This window comes from Parageobacillus thermoglucosidasius, from assembly GCF_001295365.1.
In the GTDB taxonomy this organism is placed as follows: domain Bacteria; phylum Bacillota; class Bacilli; order Bacillales; family Anoxybacillaceae; genus Parageobacillus; species Parageobacillus thermoglucosidasius.
On sequence record NZ_CP012712.1, the window covers coordinates 1,673,875 to 1,689,951 of the forward strand.

Genomic DNA, 16,077 nt, shown 5'->3' on the forward strand with positions numbered 1-16,077 from the left:
TTAAATTAGCTGATAAATATATCATCATAAAGGAGTTTTGGGGATGGGCACAATTGTTTGTCAAACATGCGATGCGACAATTGCGCATTTTGAAGATGAAAAAGTGACAACGCTTTACGGAAAATGTTCTAAATGTGATTGCAGCGACACAAAAGAAGATGAACAATAGAGAAACGGTCAAGCGATGGGGGAAGGGGTTTACCGGCGAGCATGTGAAAGGGGCGCATGCTCGCCCATTTTTTTATGAAAAAAAGCGTAAGCTGACTTGCTTACGCTTTTTTAGCGAATTGGTTTATGCTCTTTGATGACACGCAATGTTTGCAATGTATCATCTTCCGGCCCTTGCACAGGCAGGCCGACTTCTAAATTCTTTTTAATATAATTCAAGTTTTCTTGCGTAATAATTTCCCCAGGAATAAAAATTGGAATTCCCGGAGGATAAACCATAATAAATTCGGCGATAATCCGTCCTACCGATTTCTCAAATGGGACAACTTCCGTTTCCGCATAAAAGGCGTCGCGCGGTGTTAACGCGAGAGCAGGGATGTCCGGCAACAGCACTTTTGGCTTTGCCCCCCTTGCAGCTTGATGACGAAATTGTTCAGATAAATGGCGAAGCGCGTGGACAAGCGCATCTGTTTCCCGCTCCGTATCCCCAGGTGTGATAATGCATAAAATGTTGTATAAATCGGACAATTCAACTTCGATATTATACATTTCCCGCAGCCATTTTTCAACGTCGTATCCTGTCAATCCAAGTTCTTTGACAGAGATGATCAGTTTAGTTGGATCGTAATGATAGGTGGCTTCTGTTCCTAAAATTTCTTTTCCTACACAATAAAGATAAGGGATTTCATTGATTTGCCGCCGTGCTTTTTCGGCGAGTTGAATCGCTTTTTCAATGAGCTCCCGGCCTTGCGTAGCGAGCCGTTTGCGCGCCACATCCAAGGAAGCCAACAGCAAATAAGAAGTAGATGTGGTCATTAACATGCTTAAAATCGCTTGTACGTGCTTTGCCGATACGAGCCCTTCACGCACGTTTAAAATAGAGCTTTGCGTCAAAGATCCCCCAAGTTTATGGACGCTCGTTGCCGACATATCCGCTCCGGCTTGCATGGCGGAAAGCGGCAGATCTTCATGGAAATGAATGTGGGCTCCGTGCGCTTCGTCAACGAGAACAGGAACATGATAGGAGTGGGAGATTTCGACGATTTTCTTTAAATCACCGGCGATGCCAAAATAAGTCGGATTAATCACGAGAACTCCTTTTGCGTCAGGATGTTGCTTCAACGCTTTTTCCACTGATTCAGGCGTAATCCCGTGTGAAATCCCAAGTTCTTTATCGATTTCCGGATGAATGAAAATTGGTGTTGCGCCAGAAAAAACAATGGCAGACATAACTGATTTATGGACATTGCGCGGCACGATAATTTTGTCGCCAGGACCAGCCACCGACATCACCATCGCCATAATGGCACCGCTTGTCCCTTGGACGGAGAAAAATGTATAATCGGCCCCAAACGCTTCTGCGGCCAGTTCCTGGGCGCGTTTGATAATCCCCTTTGGGTGATGGAGATCATCGAGAGGGCCGATATTAATCAAATCAATCGATAAGGCATTTTCACCGATAAAATCACGAAATTCAGGGTCCATCCCTGCTCCTTTTTTATGACCAGGAATATGGAATTGGATCGGATGTTTCTTCATATGTTCCAACAGTCCAGTAAATAATGGTGTTTCGAACTGTGACAACGTTTTTTCACACCTCTTTTTGCATAAAAATAAAACAAATGCAATTATAGCATTTATTTTTTTATTTGCAAAGCATCATCGATCATCCGTGAATAGCAAATTTTTTACTATACATAGATTGAAAATAAAAGAGGAAAATCGGCATGTCAACAAGAAACATAATAAATGAAGAAAAGGAGGGATGAAAATGATTTGGCAAACAAGGGTAACGGAACTGCTCGGCATTACATATCCGATTATTCAAGGAGGGCTTGCATACTTAGCATACGCTGATTTAGCGGCGGCTGTTTCTAACGCCGGAGGATTGGGGCAAATTACCGCCATGTCTTTAGAAACTCCTGAGCAATTGCGCGAAGAAATTCGGAAAGTAAAAGAAAAAACGGATCGGCCATTCGGGGTTAATTTTGCCATCGGACAGCATGGCCGCCCTTTTCAACATATGCTGGAAGCGGCGTTGGCAGAAGAGGTGCCGGTTGTCTCTGTCACAGGCGGAAATCCTGCTCCGTTTTTTGAACAATTAAAAGGTGTCAACGTGAAAAAGCTCGTGCTTGTCGCCGCTGTTCGCCAAGCCGTAAAAGCGGAAGAACTTGGCGCGGATGCCGTCATGGTCGTCGGACAAGAAGGGGGCGGCCATTTAGGAAAATATGATACCGGTACGTTTGTTCTTATTCCAAAAGTGGTGGACTCCGTTTCTATTCCTGTGATTGCTTCCGGAGGAATTGGCGATGGGCGCGGGTTGATGGCGGCGCTAGCGCTTGGGGCGGAAGGAATTGAAATGGGAACGCGATTTATTGCCACAAAAGAGTGCGTCCACGCCCATCCGATTTATAAAGAGATGCTTGTGAACGGTTCAGAACATGATACCGTCGTGATTAAACGAAGTTTAGGGGCGCCTGGCCGCGCCATTGCCAATGAATGGACGGAAAAAATTTTAGAGATAGAAAAGCAGGGGGGAACGTATGAACAACTAAAAGAATATATCAGCGGAGAAGCGAACCGCCGCTTTATTTATGAAGGAAGAACAAATGAAGGATTTGCATGGGCGGGGCAAGTAATGGGATTGATTAAAGACGTGCCAACGGTGGCGGAATTGTTTTCCCGAATCATTAGCGAAGCGGAACAAATCCGGGAAAGATGGGCAAACTAACAGCGGAGGTGTCAGCGGTGAATTATTCGTATCCGTTTTCTTACGACTGGTCGACGCAAGAAATTATTGATGTCATTAAATTTTTTGAAGCGATTGAAACGGTTTATGAAAAAGGAATGGAACGCGAAAAGCTGATGAATATTTACCGCCGCTTTAAAGAAATTGTTCCGAGCAAAAGCGAGGAAAAAAGATTGTGTGATGAGTTTGAGCAAGCAAGCGGATATTCCCCGTATCGGGCGATGAAAAAAGCAAAAGAGGCAGAAAATGGCGACTGGATTAAAATGGGATAAATGTCGCTTGTGCAGGAAAGAAAGTAGACGTGCAAATTGGTTGCATCCCACCCTTTTCCAACATAATATAATATAAAACAAAATAGATTAGAAAATTCGGGTGTTTGTGTTGGCGGCTTTTCGGGGATTATATGGAAAGGGGTGCCTGCGCTCATGAAAAAGACGATGAATGCGGTGAAGCGTGCGGAGGGGAATAAGCGGATAGCGGTATTGCGCCTTGAATTAGATTATGAATTAGCGACTCTTTATGAGGCGATGATGGAAAATAATGAGGAAAAGAAAAACGAATGTAAACAGAGACTTGAAAAGCTGCGTCAAGAGTTAATGCGCCTTCAAGCATAACAGGGCATTATGCGAACCAGATCCAACGGTTCGTTTTTTTCTTGAACAGTTCCTTTTTTCTTTACGAACGATTTCAATTATTCTATGCTATACATATGCTGCAAAGTCAGGAGGATGAATATATGCAGGAACAATGGAAAGAAATAGATGAGCATGCCCAGCATTGGATCAAAGAAGCGGGAACAAAAATTCGCGCCGCACTGGCGGAAAAGATAACGATCGAAACGAAAGCGCACCGAAATGATTTAGTGACGAACGTGGACCGCGACATAGAGCGGTTTTTTATTGAGAAAATAAGAAACACGTTTCCCGGCCATCACGTGCTCGGCGAAGAAGGATTTGGCGATGCAGTCAAAACACTTCAAGGTGTCGTCTGGATTATTGACCCGATTGACGGCACGATGAATTTTGTTCATCAAAAACGGAACTTCGCCATTTCGCTTGGCGTTTTTGAAAATGGCGTGGGAATTCTCGGATATATATACGATGTCATGAATGACGAGCTATACGCGGCGCGAAAAGGCGCGGGCGCTTTTCTGAATGGTAAGCCGCTGCCCCGCTTGGAACCGGTATCTGTTGCAGAAGCGGTTATTTCCTTAAATGCGACATGGGTAACAGAAAATAAACGGATTGATCCAAAAGTGCTAGCTCCGCTTGTAAAAGATGCGAGAGGGACGCGTTCATACGGCTCGGCTGCTTTGGAAATGGCATATGTTGCAGCGGGGCGCCTGGATGCGTATATTACGATGAGGCTGTCGCCATGGGATTTCGCCGGTGGACTTGTGCTTGTTCAAGAAGCTGGCGGCATTGTGACGAACTTATACGGCGAGCCGCTTGACTTGCTCAAGAAAAACTCGGTATTTGTTTCCAAGCCGGGATTGCATGAAGAAATTTTGCAAAAATATATACAACGTTAAAAACGGGACAATGGTGAGGTGTCCCGTTTTTACAGCATTCCTTTTTCACGCATTCGTTTTTTCCGGGCAAAGCCGATTCCGCAAATGACGAACAAAGCGACGATGGAAACAATAATGCCGGCCATGCTTTGTTCCGCAATAAAAATGCCGATGGCCATGATGGCGATTACCGCAAATATAGCTAGTAAAAATGATACCGGTTGAAACTGCTTCATCCCAATCCCCTCTTTCTATTGTTTAGCAGTTTTTCTTTAGTCTACACGAAAACATGCCGCTTTTCTATCCTCTTTTATGATATAATAAACGAGCAGTTTAACACATTAGGAGTGACCGACATTGACAAGAAGAGAAGATCTTCGCAATATTGCGATTATCGCTCATGTTGATCATGGCAAAACGACATTAGTTGACCAGTTGTTGCGCCAATCAGGAACGTTTCGCGCCAATGAACATGTGGAAGAACGAGCATTGGACCGAAACGATTTGGAAAGAGAACGCGGGATTACCATTTTAGCGAAGAATACAGCGATTCGTTATAAAGGAACGCGGATTAATATTTTAGATACGCCAGGACATGCTGACTTCGGCGGGGAAGTGGAGCGGATTATGCGGCTTGTTGACGGCGTTTTGCTTGTCGTTGATGCGTATGAAGGCTGCATGCCGCAGACGCGCTTTGTGCTGAAAAAGGCGCTTGAACAGCAGCTTACCCCGATTGTCGTTGTCAATAAAATTGACCGGGAGTTTGCGCGGCCGGAGGAAGTGGTCGATGAAGTCATCGATTTATTTATCGAATTGGGCGCAACGGAAGAACAGCTTGAGTTTCCGGTCGTATACACATCGGCGTTGCATGGAACAGCAAGTTTAGATCCCCACAAACAAGAAGCAGATATGACGGCATTGTTCGAAACAATTATCACGCATATTCCCGCGCCGGTCGACAACCGGGAGGAACCGTTGCAATTTCAAGTGGCGCTGCTTGATTATAACGACTATCTCGGACGGATTGGGATCGGACGCGTCTTCCGCGGCACGATGAAAGTCGGGCAACAAGTGGCGCTTATGAAACTAGACGGTTCTGTCAAAACGTTTCGTGTGACAAAATTATTTGGGTTTATCGGCTTAAAGCGGATCGAAATCACCGAAGCGGGGGCGGGAGACATTGTTGCGGTAGCGGGAATGGAAGATATTAACGTTGGAGAAACGGTATGTCCGCTTGATCATCAAGAAGCGTTGCCGCCGCTCCGCATCGATGAGCCAACGTTGAAAATGACGTTTTTAGTCAATAACAGCCCGTTCGCCGGCCGCGAAGGAAAATATGTGACGGCAAGAAAGCTGGAAGAACGCTTGCGCACACAATTGGAGACGGACGTCAGCTTGCGCGTCGAAAATACCGATTCTCCCGATGCTTGGATCGTTTCCGGACGGGGAGAGCTTCATTTGTCGATCTTAATTGAAAACATGCGGCGCGAAGGGTACGAGCTGCAAGTGTCCAAGCCGGAAGTCATTATGAAAGAAATCGATGGCGTGCGTTGTGAGCCAGTGGAACGAGTAATCATCGACATTCCTGAGGAATATACAGGAGCGATTATGGAATCGATCGGCATGCGCAAAGGCGAGTTAGTGGATATGATCCATAACGAAAACGGGCAAGTCCGCCTTGTCTTTATGGTGCCTTCGCGCGGTTTAATCGGATACCGGACAGAGTTTATGTCATTAACGCGCGGATATGGAATTTTAAACCATTCATTTGATCATTACGCGCCGGCGCAAAGCGGGCAAATAGGCGGCCGCCGCCAAGGAGTATTGATTTCCATGGAAACGGGGAAAGCGACTGCGTATGGCATTATGCAGCTTGAAGACCGCGGCACTATTTTTGTCGAGCCTGGAACTGAAGTGTACGAAGGGATGATTGTCGGCGAGCACAATCGCGAAAATGATTTAGTCGTCAATATTTGCAGAGAAAAGCATATGACGAACATCCGCTCTTCGACAAAAGAGCAAACCGTTACGATGAAAAAGCCGCGCTTGTTGACGCTCGAAGAAGCGCTGGAATATTTAAATGATGATGAGTACTGTGAAGTAACGCCAAAATCGATTCGCCTGCGCAAAAAAATATTGAATAAAAGCGAGAGAGAAAAAATGGAAAAGAAAAAGAAAGCCGCCAAGCAGGCGAAATAAGGGGGAGAGATGGTGAACGTTATTGATCGCCTTACCTTTTTTGCTTCGCTATACAAAGTGCATGAAAATCCTGAACGGGGAATGTGGCTTCTTTACATTACTGTATTCGTTTTATCCGCTATTGTTTATCGCCTTGGCTTTGCGAGAAAACTGCCGCTGTTGAAAAACGTTATTATCTATGTCTTGCTCGCGTTAGGCTGCACAATTTTAACGTTTTTTGCGGTATTTTTGCCTGTCGCGGAAGGGTTGGTGGTGGCGGCTCTCGTTTTAATTATTTATAAGCTTCGCTTATATCAATCGAAAAAACATGAGTAAGGCGGTGGGACGATGAAGTCGCTGCAAGGCGCCCTTTATAATTGGCTAACGATTTATGTTGTGGCGCGGGCGCGTCCGGATGATGCCGCGGCCCAAGAAACTGCCGCCTTTTTTAAGGAAATATTAAAGCGCGATTTCCATGTCACAAATATAAAAGTAAAAAAAGAAGCAAAGTATATCGTCGAGTACAAGAAAGACGGCGAGGAAGAATCAGCGTGTTTTCCAGCGGAACTTATTGAGGCAATGCTGAAGCAAATCGAAGAAGCGCCTGAAAAATACGACAATTATCCTTTGTAAGAAAAGCGCCGGGCAAAGATCATTTCCCGGCGTTTTTACCATTCATCGTTTGTCAGGTTCGAACGATATATGCGAAATTTTCCGGTCGCTAGGCGGGCCTTCGTTTTTTCAGCGATCCGTTGATAGCATTCCTCACACATGTATGTGTGAATCGGACGGTTGCGCAATCGTTTGGCAAGCAATGATTCATCATCGATCGTGTCAATTCGGTCGCAAAGAACACATTGGACTCTCATCGTACACCTCGTTGCTTTATTTCAATTTCATTTTTATTATATCATGAATCTAAAACATTGTTACTTTTCCGTTTTTAAGCAAAAAAGGTATGATAACTGCAAAGCATTTTTTAAGGAGGGGAAGGCAATGCCGAATAGAGTGGAGCCTGCATTGACGGAACCGTTGTTCCAAGCCTTGCAAAAAGAACGGTTTGTGACGATCGCGACGATCGACCATGAGACGGGTGGCCCGAATGTTAGCGCAATTTCATGGATTTATGCCCCCAGCGAAGAGCACATTTATTTTGCCGTTGACAACCGCTCCCGCATTGCGCAAAATATTCGCAACAATCCGTCTGTTGTTGTGAACATCATTGCCAACGAGTCAGTCTATTCGATTAGCGGGAAAGCACATATTAAGGCGGAGAAAATCGAAGGCATTCCGCTTAAATTGGCATTAGTCGATGTTGCCATTAACGAAGTGCGCGACGTCATGTTTTACGGTTCAAAAATCATACAAGAACCAAAATATGAAAAGATGTACGATGCGCAAGCGGCGGCGAAACTGGACAATCAAGTAATGGCCGCTCTTCGCAATGCATAATAAGGAGCCTTCGGCCAGGCTCCTTATTTATTTAAATGTTCGTTGGACTGTTTTTCTTGGCGGTTATGCAGCTGTTTTTCTTCACGCTTATTTAATTGTGAATCATTTTGTTTGGTTGGTTCCGGCGGAGTTGTTTCAAACAAATCACTCGGAACTTCCGGCATGACGCGTCCGACGATATCTGCGATTTCGTTCATAAATGCTTGAACAGGCCGCCCGTTGTCGACCTGGTTGACGATATTTTTTAACCGGGTGTATAAATCGGGGTCGGCAATGATGATCGAATTCGCCCCATACGGATCTTTTTGCAATGCTTCGGCAACCGAATATTTAATCGTGCCGACACGAGAAGCGTCGATATTGGCATCAATATCAATGCCAACGATCGCGTATTTTCCGACAACAAGAACGGCAGCGTCGTTGACGTTCGGTACGCGCTTGGCTAAACTTGCCAGACGGTGGGCGATTTCTCGTGCTGATTTGTCGGCTGTTTTTTCATCGGCCGTATTTTTGACACGGACAAGCGGGCGGTCCGCATCGCGGGCGCCTTCGTTATTTCCTATATTGCATCCGCTTAATAAACCAATACATATCGTTATAAGCAAATATCGGCTCCAGTTCATCCTTATGACACCTCTATTTTTATTTTTTTATTTTATTTTGCAATCCTTCTTCTATCTTTATACATTTCCTCATATCTTATATAACAACGATCCCGTCCAAATATAAGCAAAAAAAGGAAAAAATGAAAATGGGGGGCTTGGGAATTTGGGGAAAAAAATATATGTGTTGGATACGAATGTGTTATTGCAAGATCCGTATTCCATCTTCTCATTTGAAGACAATGAAGTGGTCATTCCAGCTGTAGTGTTGGAAGAAGTTGATTCGAAAAAGCGATATATGGACGAAGTGGGGAGAAACGCGCGTCAAGTCTCCAAGCTGATCGACCGTCTTCGCGAAAGCGGAAAGCTGCATGAAAAAATTCCGCTGGAAAACGGCGGGGTGTTGCGCATTGAATTAAATCATCGCTCTTTTCACCAGCTCCAAGAAATTTTTGTGGAAAAAACGAACGATAATCGCATTTTGGCGGTTGCCAAAAATTTATCGCTTGAAGAACAAGCGAAGGAAAACGGACGTTCTGTTATTTTAGTAAGCAAAGATGCTCTTGTTCGCGTGAAGGCCGACGCGATCGGACTGCAAGCAGAGGACTTTTTAAGCGACCGCGTCGTTGAGGTTAACCATATTTATACCGGCTTTCTTGAATTGTACATAGGGACGGAACATTTGCAGCGGTTTTATGAAAAAGGAGAGCTTGTTTTAGCGGACATTGCCAATCATCCGTTTTACCCCAATCAATTTATTATCATGAAAGACGCTTTTGGAAGCTCGGCTTCTGCGCTTGGCATTGTGAATCATAGCGGAAAAAAAGTGGAGAAACTTTTGTTTCACTATGAACATATATGGGGGATTCGCCCGCGCAATGTGCAACAGACGATGGCGTTTGAACTGCTTATGCGTGAGGACATTCCGCTTGTGACTTTGATCGGCAAAGCAGGAACGGGGAAAACGCTTCTTGCACTTGCTGCAGGGCTGATGCAGACAGAGGATTTACGCACATATAAAAAGCTGCTTGTTGCGAGGCCGATCGTTCCGATGGGAAAAGACATCGGTTTTTTGCCTGGAGAAAAAGAAGAAAAATTGCGCCCGTGGATGCAACCTATTTTTGATAATTTAGAATATTTATTTAACACAAAAAAAGCAGGGGAGCTGGACGCGATTTTAGCAGGAATGAGCTCGATTGAAGTCGAAGCGCTCACATATATACGCGGCCGCAGCCTGCCGGAACAGTTTATCATTATTGATGAGGCACAAAATTTAACGAAACATGAAGTGAAAACGATTTTAACGCGCGTTGGCGAAAAAAGCAAAATCATTTTAATGGGAGATCCGGAACAGATCGACCATCCGTATTTGGACGAGTACAATAATGGATTAACGTATGTCGTTGAAAAGTTTAAAGACCAAAAAATCGCCGGGCACGTCCGTCTTGTCAAAGGCGAGCGCTCGACATTGGCGCAGCTTGCCGCGGATTTATTGTAAAACAAGCCGGATGTCCTGTCTTAGGACATCCCAACTTTAACGGACGACAAAACGGCGCACATGAGTGATCGGGGCTTCGCGGTTGGAACCGTCGCCAAAATAAAAATGAACGGGTCCGTCTTCTCTTAGCGGCTTTCCATCTTTGGAAAATCCGAGAATCGCTTCATAAGCTTGCGCAAGTGGAATCGTTACTTCGTTATGCTCGGTGACGATAGCCAGTTCTTTTGCCTCCGGGAGCGGCTCAGCGTTTTGCAAAAACGGAGCAAGCGGCATCGCGAATGTCCCTGTAATAATTTTTTCTTTCAGAAAACGTTTTTCTGTTTTCAATGTTGGCGGAAAAACGGCCCCTTCCTGAATTTCCCGGTCCCAAAAAGCGGACAGTTTTCTAATTTCCTCCTCTTCTTCCTGTTTCCCGTTTGGAAGCGGATCATGGGATGACTTCGCAAAGTATGTGTTCAAATCAATTTTGCGGTCATCAAAAATCCATACTCCTGGATCCAATGTAATTGTAAATTTTACATTCCCTGTTATAAGAATAATATCGCTCATTTTCCATCCTCTCCTCTACAGCAGCTGCTGTTTTTAGTATAATGGTTAATAGACAGTTTGTCATGTGCCAGATGGATGCGATTCTGTTTCAGCCGGGCGCCGACAAATCGCGTTAAACCAGCACGGCTTATAGTGTTGACAAGTGTTTCAACTTGCAAAATTGCGCATTTCACGTTAAGATTTAAAGAAGGATTAGGGGAGAACGGAGGGATGGATGTGACAGGCGATGCCATTAACTATCGCGAAAAAGCGTACGCGCTGCTGCAAGCGGATGCGGATAAGATCATCAAGCTCATTCGCGTGCAATTGGATAATTTGACAATGCCGCAATGTCCTCTTTACGAAGAAGTGCTGGATACGCAAATGTTTGGTTTGTCACGGGAAATCGATTTTGCGGTGCGCCTTGGGCTTGTGGACGAGAAGAAGGGCAAGGCGCTGCTTGACCGATTAGAGCGGGAGCTTTCGGCACTCCACGAAGCGGTGACAAAAAAGCGCGTACGATAAAAATAAAATGCTAACTCAAACGGTTGAAAGCTGCAATCGTTTGAGTTTTTCTGTTTTTAAGAAGGAAAACAACATTCTGCTACGAATTGTTTTAATGATTTAACACCAACATTAGCAATAAGGAAGAGGAATGATGGATAGGGAATTAATGAAGAAGATTATGAAATGTTACGATTATCCGCTTATTATTGCGGTTGTTATGCTTTCGCTATTTGGATTGGTTATGGTATATAGCTCAAGCATGATTTCCGCCGTCATCCGTTTTGAAGTGCCAAGCGACTATTTTTATCAGCGGCAAAAGCTATGGCTGATAGTTTCCTTTATTTGTTTTTTCATTACGCTGATTGTTCCGTATAAAATATGGGCGCAAGAAAAATTGGTCAAAACGATTTTTTTCGTATTGCCATTAATGTTAATAGCGGTCGCTTTTCTTGGACATACTGCAAACAATGCGACAAGCTGGTTTCGCATGGGTGCATGGAGCGTGCAGCCAGCGGAGCTTGCAAAGCTTGGATTAATCGTTTACTTAGCGGCGGCGTTTGCCAATAAACAAAAGAGATTGGCACAACCTGTCAAAAGTAATTTATTTCCAATTTATTACACGCTGTTTCTTTGTTTTTTAATTGCTATTCAGCCAGATTTTGGAACAGCAATGATTGTATTGGCAATTGCGGTTTGTTTGATTTTGTCATCAGGGCTGCGGCTTCGTTTATTGTTTAAACAGTTTCTATTTTTTCTGCTTGTTTTTGCTTTTGCATCCCCAATTATTCTTCCTCTTTTTGGAGATGCTATTTTTTCGAAAGAGCGGATGTCACGGATTTATAGCTTTTTGGATCCGTTTAAATACGCGAATGACGAAGGTTTTCAGCTCGTTAATTCCTATTTGGCCATTGGATTGGGAGGAATAAAAGGATTAGGGCTGGGAAAAAGCATTCAAAAATACGGCTATTTGCCTGAGTCGCACACCGATTTTATTATGTCGATTATTGCGGAAGAGCTCGGGCTTTTTGGGGTGATATTTACATTAGGCCTTTTGGCTTTTATCGTGTTGCGAGGGTTATGGATTGCGCGAAAATGCAATGACGCGTTTGGCAGCCTTCTGGCGATCGGCATTTCTGCCATGATTGGCATTCAAACATTTATTAACGTCGGCGGTGTTGTTGGGGTCATTCCAATTACCGGCGTTCCATTGCCGCTTGTTAGTTATGGCGGATCTTCGCTAATGATCTTTATGACTTCCCTCGGAGTGCTTGTCAATGTTTCGATGTTTACAAAATACGAAGCAAGTTACAAAAGAAAGATGAAAATCGTAGAAAAATTGCAAAAAAGGATCTGACTTTTTTACAAAAACTATTTACAAAAAAGAAAAACCGTTATAGTTTTATTAGAAAGGAGGAGAGGAAAAACGATGAAAACGCGTCGAATTAATAAAGTGCTTGTCGCAAACCGCGGAGAAATCGCGATTCGCGTTTTCCGTGCCTGCACGGAGCTTGACATTCGCACTGTAGCGATTTACTCAAAGGAAGACACTGGTTCTTACCATCGTTATAAAGCGGATGAAGCGTACTTAGTTGGTGAAGGAAAAAAACCGATTGAAGCATATCTAGACATTGAAGGGATTATTGAAATTGCTAAAACTCACGATGTTGATGCCATTCATCCGGGATACGGCTTCCTTTCGGAAAATATTCAATTTGCAAGACGGTGCAGGGAAGAAGGAATTATCTTCATCGGTCCGAACGAAGAGCATTTAGATATGTTTGGCGATAAAGTGAAGGCCCGGCACCAAGCAAAATTAGCGGGAATTCCGGTTATTCCGGGAAGTGACGGACCGGTACATAGTTTAGAAGAAGTTGTCCATTTTGCCGAAACATACGGCTACCCGATCATTATTAAAGCGGCCTTGGGGGGCGGCGGCCGCGGCATGCGCATCGTCCGCTCAAAATCGGAAGTGAAAGAAGCGTATGAGCGGGCAAAATCGGAAGCGAAAGCTGCGTTTGGCAGCGATGATGTGTATGTGGAAAAATTGATTGAAAGACCGAAGCATATCGAAGTGCAAATTTTGGGCGACTATGAAGGAAATATCGTTCACCTTTATGAACGGGACTGCTCTGTGCAGCGCCGCCATCAAAAAGTAGTGGAGGTGGCGCCGAGCGTCTCGTTATCCGATGAGCTGCGGCAAAGAATATGTGAAGCTGCCGTCAAACTCATGAAAAATGTTGGGTATGTGAACGCGGGAACCGTCGAGTTTCTCGTATCCGGCGACGATTTTTATTTCATCGAAGTCAACCCGCGCATCCAAGTCGAGCATACGATTACGGAAATGATCACTGGGATTGATATCGTCCAGTCGCAAATTTTGATCGCCGACGGCTATTCGCTCCATAGCAAAGAAGTCGGCATTCCAAAACAAGAAGACATCCGCATTAACGGATACGCGATTCAGTCGCGCGTGACAACGGAAGATCCGTTAAACAACTTTATGCCAGATACAGGGAAGATTATGGCATACCGTTCCGGCGGCGGATTTGGCGTGCGCCTCGATGCAGGTAACGGATTCCAAGGAGCGGTCATTACGCCGTACTACGATTCATTGCTTGTGAAATTGTCAACGTGGGCGCTCACGTTTGAACAAGCTGCACGAAAAATGTTACGAAATTTGCGGGAGTTCCGAATCCGCGGAATTAAAACAAATATCCCATTTTTGGAAAATGTCGTGCAACATCCGAAGTTTTTATCAGGGGAGTACGATACATCGTTTATTGATACGACGCCGGAGCTGTTTGTGTTTCCACGCCGAAAAGACCGCGGCACAAAAATGTTGACATATATCGGCACCGTTACAGTAAACGGTTTCCCTGGCATCGGCAAAAAGAAAAAGCCGGTTTTTGATAAGCCGCGCATTCCGAAAGTGGACCATAGAGAGCCGATTCCAAACGGGACGAAGCAAATCCTTGATGAAAAAGGGGCAGAAGGGCTTGTTAAATGGATTAAGGAACAAAATCGCGTATTATTGACGGATACGACGTTCCGTGACGCGCATCAGTCATTGCTTGCGACGCGTGTGCGCACGATTGATTTGGTTCGTATTGCTGAACCGACAGCACGTTTATTGCCGAATTTATTTTCCATGGAAATGTGGGGAGGAGCGACGTTTGACGTTGCATACCGCTTTTTAAAAGAAGATCCGTGGGACCGCTTGTTGAAATTGCGGGAGAAAATTCCAAATATTTTATTCCAAATGCTATTGCGTTCTGCCAACGCAGTTGGATATAAAAACTATCCGGACAATGTGATTCGCGAGTTTGTCGAAAAATCGGCGCAGGCAGGAATCGATGTGTTCCGCATTTTTGACAGCCTAAACTGGGTTAAAGGGATGACGGTGGCCATTGACGCCGTTCGGCAAACCGGAAAAATCGCGGAAGCAGCCGTTTGCTATACTGGCGATATTTTGGATCCGGGCCGTCCGAAATATAATCTTGATTACTATAAAACGATCGCCAAAGAGCTGGAACAAGCGGGAGCGCACATTTTGGCGATTAAAGATATGGCTGGCCTGCTGAAGCCAGAGGCTGCATATGTGCTTATTTCTGCATTGAAAGAAACGGTGGATATTCCTATCCATCTTCATACGCACGATACGAGTGGAAATGGCATTTATATGTATGCGAAGGCGATTGAAGCCGGGGTCGATATCGTCGATGTCGCTGTCAGCTCAATGGCAGGTTTGACTTCGCAGCCGAGCGCCAATACGCTTTACTATGCGCTGGAAGGAACGAAGCGCGCGCCGGAAATCAATATACAAGGGCTTGAGCAGCTTTCCCGTTATTGGGAGGATGTGCGGAAATTTTACCAAGAGTTTGAAAGCGGCATGAATTCTCCGCATACGGAAGTGTATATGCATGAAATGCCTGGAGGGCAATATAGCAACTTGCAGCAGCAAGCGAAAGCGGTCGGGCTTGGCGACCGTTGGGATGAAGTGAAAGAAATGTACCGCCGGGTAAACGATATGTTTGGCGATATCGTCAAAGTAACGCCATCATCGAAAGTCGTCGGCGATATGGCGCTTTACATGGTGCAAAATCATTTAACCGAGCAAGATATTTTCGAACGCGGCGAAACGCTCGATTTCCCGGATTCAGTCGTCGAGTTTTTTGAAGGATATTTAGGGCAGCCGCACGGCGGATTCCCGAAAGAGCTGCAGCGCATTATTTTAAAAGGCCGCGAGCCGATTACAGTTCGGCCGGGTGAACTGTTGGAGCCAGTCGATTTTCATAAATTAAGGGAGGAATTGTACCACACGTTAGATCGTGAAGTGACAGATTTTGATGTGATTGCCTACGCCCTTTATCCAAAAGTATTTTTAGAATATGCGGAAACGGTGAAAAAATATGGTGACATTTCTGTCCTCGATACACCGACGTTTTTATATGGAATGCGTCTTGGCGAAGAAATCGAAGTCGAAATTGAAAAAGGAAAGACGCTGATTGTCAAACTCGTTTCCATAGGACAGCCGCAGGCGGACGGCACGCGTGTCGTTTATTTCGAGTTGAACGGACAACCGCGCGAAGTGATTATCCGAGATGAAAGCATTAAATCAGCAGTCGTGGAACGCATAAAAGCGGACCGCACGAATCCGAATCATATTGCGGCAACGATGCCGGGAACGGTAGTGAAAGTGTTGGTGGAAAAAGGGGAAAGAGTGAATAAGGGCGACCATTTAATGATTACGGAAGCAATGAAAATGGAGACAACGGTACAGGCACCGTTTTCCGGAGTGATTAAAGACATTTATGTGAAAAACGGTGACGCCATTCAAACCGGGGATTTATTGATTGAGTTGACAAAATAAATGATGGCGCTGGGA

The 16,077-nt window shown here is 44.9% G+C and carries 18 protein-coding genes; 13 read left to right on the plus strand and 5 right to left on the minus strand.

What is annotated here, in order from left to right; translation table 11 throughout:
* The first annotated feature begins 43 nt into the window (after positions 1 to 43).
* On the plus strand, positions 44 to 169 hold the full coding sequence (locus tag AOT13_RS08335) for a GapA-binding peptide SR1P (RefSeq protein ID WP_013401331.1): 126 nt from the start codon (positions 44 to 46) through the stop codon (positions 167 to 169).
* Positions 170 to 279: 110 nt separating this feature from the next.
* Here AOT13_RS08335 and AOT13_RS08340 read toward each other — a convergent pair whose 3' ends face one another.
* Complete coding sequence (locus tag AOT13_RS08340; RefSeq protein ID WP_003252032.1) at positions 280 to 1,752, minus strand: aminotransferase class I/II-fold pyridoxal phosphate-dependent enzyme; 1,473 nt, start codon at positions 1,750 to 1,752, stop codon at positions 280 to 282.
* 187 nt (positions 1,753 to 1,939) lie between these two features.
* Between AOT13_RS08340 and AOT13_RS08345 the strand changes: the two genes are divergently transcribed.
* The 4 genes from AOT13_RS08345 (at position 1,940) to AOT13_RS08360 (ending at position 4,448) form a co-directional block, all read left to right on the plus strand.
* The gene (locus tag AOT13_RS08345) at positions 1,940 to 2,899 is read left to right on the plus strand and encodes an NAD(P)H-dependent flavin oxidoreductase (protein WP_003252030.1); all 960 of its coding nucleotides are present in this window, start codon (positions 1,940 to 1,942) and stop codon (positions 2,897 to 2,899) included.
* 17 nt (positions 2,900 to 2,916) lie between these two features.
* On the plus strand, positions 2,917 to 3,189 hold the full coding sequence (locus AOT13_RS08350; RefSeq protein ID WP_003252028.1) for a UPF0223 family protein: 273 nt from the start codon (positions 2,917 to 2,919) through the stop codon (positions 3,187 to 3,189).
* A gap of 153 nt (positions 3,190 to 3,342) precedes the next feature.
* Positions 3,343 to 3,531: a hypothetical protein gene (locus AOT13_RS08355; RefSeq protein ID WP_035502235.1), complete on the plus strand. Its 189-nt coding sequence runs from the start codon at positions 3,343 to 3,345 to the stop codon at positions 3,529 to 3,531.
* Between the two features lie 122 nt (positions 3,532 to 3,653).
* Positions 3,654 to 4,448, plus strand: a complete 795-nt coding sequence (locus AOT13_RS08360) for an inositol monophosphatase family protein (protein WP_003252027.1) — start codon at positions 3,654 to 3,656, stop codon at positions 4,446 to 4,448.
* Positions 4,449 to 4,477: 29 nt separating this feature from the next.
* On the opposite strand, the gene AOT13_RS08365 is transcribed toward AOT13_RS08360, so the two are convergent.
* Entirely contained in the window at positions 4,478 to 4,663 is a 186-nt protein-coding gene (locus AOT13_RS08365; RefSeq protein ID WP_013401328.1) for a DUF5325 family protein, read from the minus strand.
* A 121-nt stretch (positions 4,664 to 4,784) separates the two neighbouring features.
* Here AOT13_RS08365 and typA point away from each other — a divergent pair, with 121 nt between their 5' ends.
* The 3 genes from typA to AOT13_RS08380 are packed head-to-tail and all read left to right on the plus strand — an operon-like array spanning position 4,785 to position 7,238.
* Positions 4,785 to 6,626 (plus strand): translational GTPase TypA, encoded by a 1,842-nt coding sequence (gene typA / locus AOT13_RS08370; RefSeq protein WP_042383358.1) that lies wholly within the window; start codon positions 4,785 to 4,787, stop codon positions 6,624 to 6,626.
* 12 nt (positions 6,627 to 6,638) lie between these two features.
* A complete protein-coding gene (locus tag AOT13_RS08375) occupies positions 6,639 to 6,941 on the plus strand; it encodes a YlaH-like family protein (RefSeq protein ID WP_013401327.1) in 303 nt (100 codons plus the stop codon).
* A gap of 12 nt (positions 6,942 to 6,953) precedes the next feature.
* Positions 6,954 to 7,238, plus strand: a complete 285-nt coding sequence (locus tag AOT13_RS08380; RefSeq protein ID WP_003252022.1) for a hypothetical protein — start codon at positions 6,954 to 6,956, stop codon at positions 7,236 to 7,238.
* 35 nt (positions 7,239 to 7,273) lie between these two features.
* Here AOT13_RS08380 and AOT13_RS08385 read toward each other — a convergent pair whose 3' ends face one another.
* Positions 7,274 to 7,474 carry a YlaI family protein gene (locus AOT13_RS08385; RefSeq protein ID WP_013401326.1) on the minus strand — a complete coding sequence of 67 codons (201 nt, stop codon included), beginning with the start codon at positions 7,472 to 7,474 and terminating at the stop codon, positions 7,274 to 7,276.
* 127 nt (positions 7,475 to 7,601) lie between these two features.
* On the opposite strand from AOT13_RS08385, the gene AOT13_RS08390 reads away from it, so the two are divergent.
* Positions 7,602 to 8,057, plus strand: a complete 456-nt coding sequence (locus AOT13_RS08390) for a pyridoxamine 5'-phosphate oxidase family protein (protein ID WP_003252020.1) — start codon at positions 7,602 to 7,604, stop codon at positions 8,055 to 8,057.
* Positions 8,058 to 8,080: 23 nt separating this feature from the next.
* Here the strand turns inward: AOT13_RS08390 and AOT13_RS08395 are convergent, their stop codons facing one another.
* Complete coding sequence (locus AOT13_RS08395) at positions 8,081 to 8,680, minus strand: YhcN/YlaJ family sporulation lipoprotein (RefSeq protein WP_013401325.1); 600 nt, start codon at positions 8,678 to 8,680, stop codon at positions 8,081 to 8,083.
* 145 nt (positions 8,681 to 8,825) lie between these two features.
* Here AOT13_RS08395 and AOT13_RS08400 point away from each other — a divergent pair, with 145 nt between their 5' ends.
* Positions 8,826 to 10,157 carry a PhoH family protein gene (locus AOT13_RS08400; RefSeq protein ID WP_003252015.1) on the plus strand — a complete coding sequence of 444 codons (1,332 nt, stop codon included), beginning with the start codon at positions 8,826 to 8,828 and terminating at the stop codon, positions 10,155 to 10,157.
* 36 nt (positions 10,158 to 10,193) lie between these two features.
* Here AOT13_RS08400 and AOT13_RS08405 read toward each other — a convergent pair whose 3' ends face one another.
* Positions 10,194 to 10,706 carry a hypothetical protein gene (locus AOT13_RS08405; RefSeq protein WP_042383356.1) on the minus strand — a complete coding sequence of 171 codons (513 nt, stop codon included), beginning with the start codon at positions 10,704 to 10,706 and terminating at the stop codon, positions 10,194 to 10,196.
* A 210-nt stretch (positions 10,707 to 10,916) separates the two neighbouring features.
* Between AOT13_RS08405 and AOT13_RS08410 the strand changes: the two genes are divergently transcribed.
* The 3 genes from AOT13_RS08410 (at position 10,917) to pyc (ending at position 16,062) form a co-directional block, all read left to right on the plus strand.
* Entirely contained in the window at positions 10,917 to 11,210 is a 294-nt protein-coding gene (locus AOT13_RS08410) for an Fpa/YlaN family protein (RefSeq protein WP_013401324.1), read from the plus strand.
* Positions 11,211 to 11,343: 133 nt separating this feature from the next.
* On the plus strand, positions 11,344 to 12,546 hold the full coding sequence (locus tag AOT13_RS08415) for an FtsW/RodA/SpoVE family cell cycle protein (protein ID WP_042383354.1): 1,203 nt from the start codon (positions 11,344 to 11,346) through the stop codon (positions 12,544 to 12,546).
* A gap of 72 nt (positions 12,547 to 12,618) precedes the next feature.
* The gene (pyc, locus tag AOT13_RS08420) at positions 12,619 to 16,062 is read left to right on the plus strand and encodes a pyruvate carboxylase (RefSeq protein ID WP_042383351.1); all 3,444 of its coding nucleotides are present in this window, start codon (positions 12,619 to 12,621) and stop codon (positions 16,060 to 16,062) included.
* Positions 16,063 to 16,077 lie beyond the last annotated feature (15 nt).

Coding starts and splice junctions, on each gene's coding strand:
- AOT13_RS08335 (WP_013401331.1), top strand. CDS start 44: ATGGGCACAATTGTTTGTCAAACATGCGATGCGACAATTGCGCATTTT.
- AOT13_RS08345 (WP_003252030.1), top strand. CDS start 1,940: ATGATTTGGCAAACAAGGGTAACGGAACTGCTCGGCATTACATATCCG.
- AOT13_RS08355 (WP_035502235.1), top strand. CDS start 3,343: ATGAAAAAGACGATGAATGCGGTGAAGCGTGCGGAGGGGAATAAGCGG.
- AOT13_RS08360 (WP_003252027.1), top strand. CDS start 3,654: ATGCAGGAACAATGGAAAGAAATAGATGAGCATGCCCAGCATTGGATC.
- AOT13_RS08365 (WP_013401328.1), bottom strand. CDS start 4,663: ATGAAGCAGTTTCAACCGGTATCATTTTTACTAGCTATATTTGCGGTA.
- AOT13_RS08380 (WP_003252022.1), top strand. CDS start 6,954: ATGAAGTCGCTGCAAGGCGCCCTTTATAATTGGCTAACGATTTATGTT.
- AOT13_RS08385 (WP_013401326.1), bottom strand. CDS start 7,474: ATGAGAGTCCAATGTGTTCTTTGCGACCGAATTGACACGATCGATGAT.
- AOT13_RS08390 (WP_003252020.1), top strand. CDS start 7,602: ATGCCGAATAGAGTGGAGCCTGCATTGACGGAACCGTTGTTCCAAGCC.
- AOT13_RS08395 (WP_013401325.1), bottom strand. CDS start 8,680: ATGAACTGGAGCCGATATTTGCTTATAACGATATGTATTGGTTTATTA.
- AOT13_RS08405 (WP_042383356.1), bottom strand. CDS start 10,706: ATGAGCGATATTATTCTTATAACAGGGAATGTAAAATTTACAATTACA.
- AOT13_RS08410 (WP_013401324.1), top strand. CDS start 10,917: ATGGATGTGACAGGCGATGCCATTAACTATCGCGAAAAAGCGTACGCG.
- AOT13_RS08415 (WP_042383354.1), top strand. CDS start 11,344: ATGGATAGGGAATTAATGAAGAAGATTATGAAATGTTACGATTATCCG.
- pyc (WP_042383351.1), top strand. CDS start 12,619: ATGAAAACGCGTCGAATTAATAAAGTGCTTGTCGCAAACCGCGGAGAA.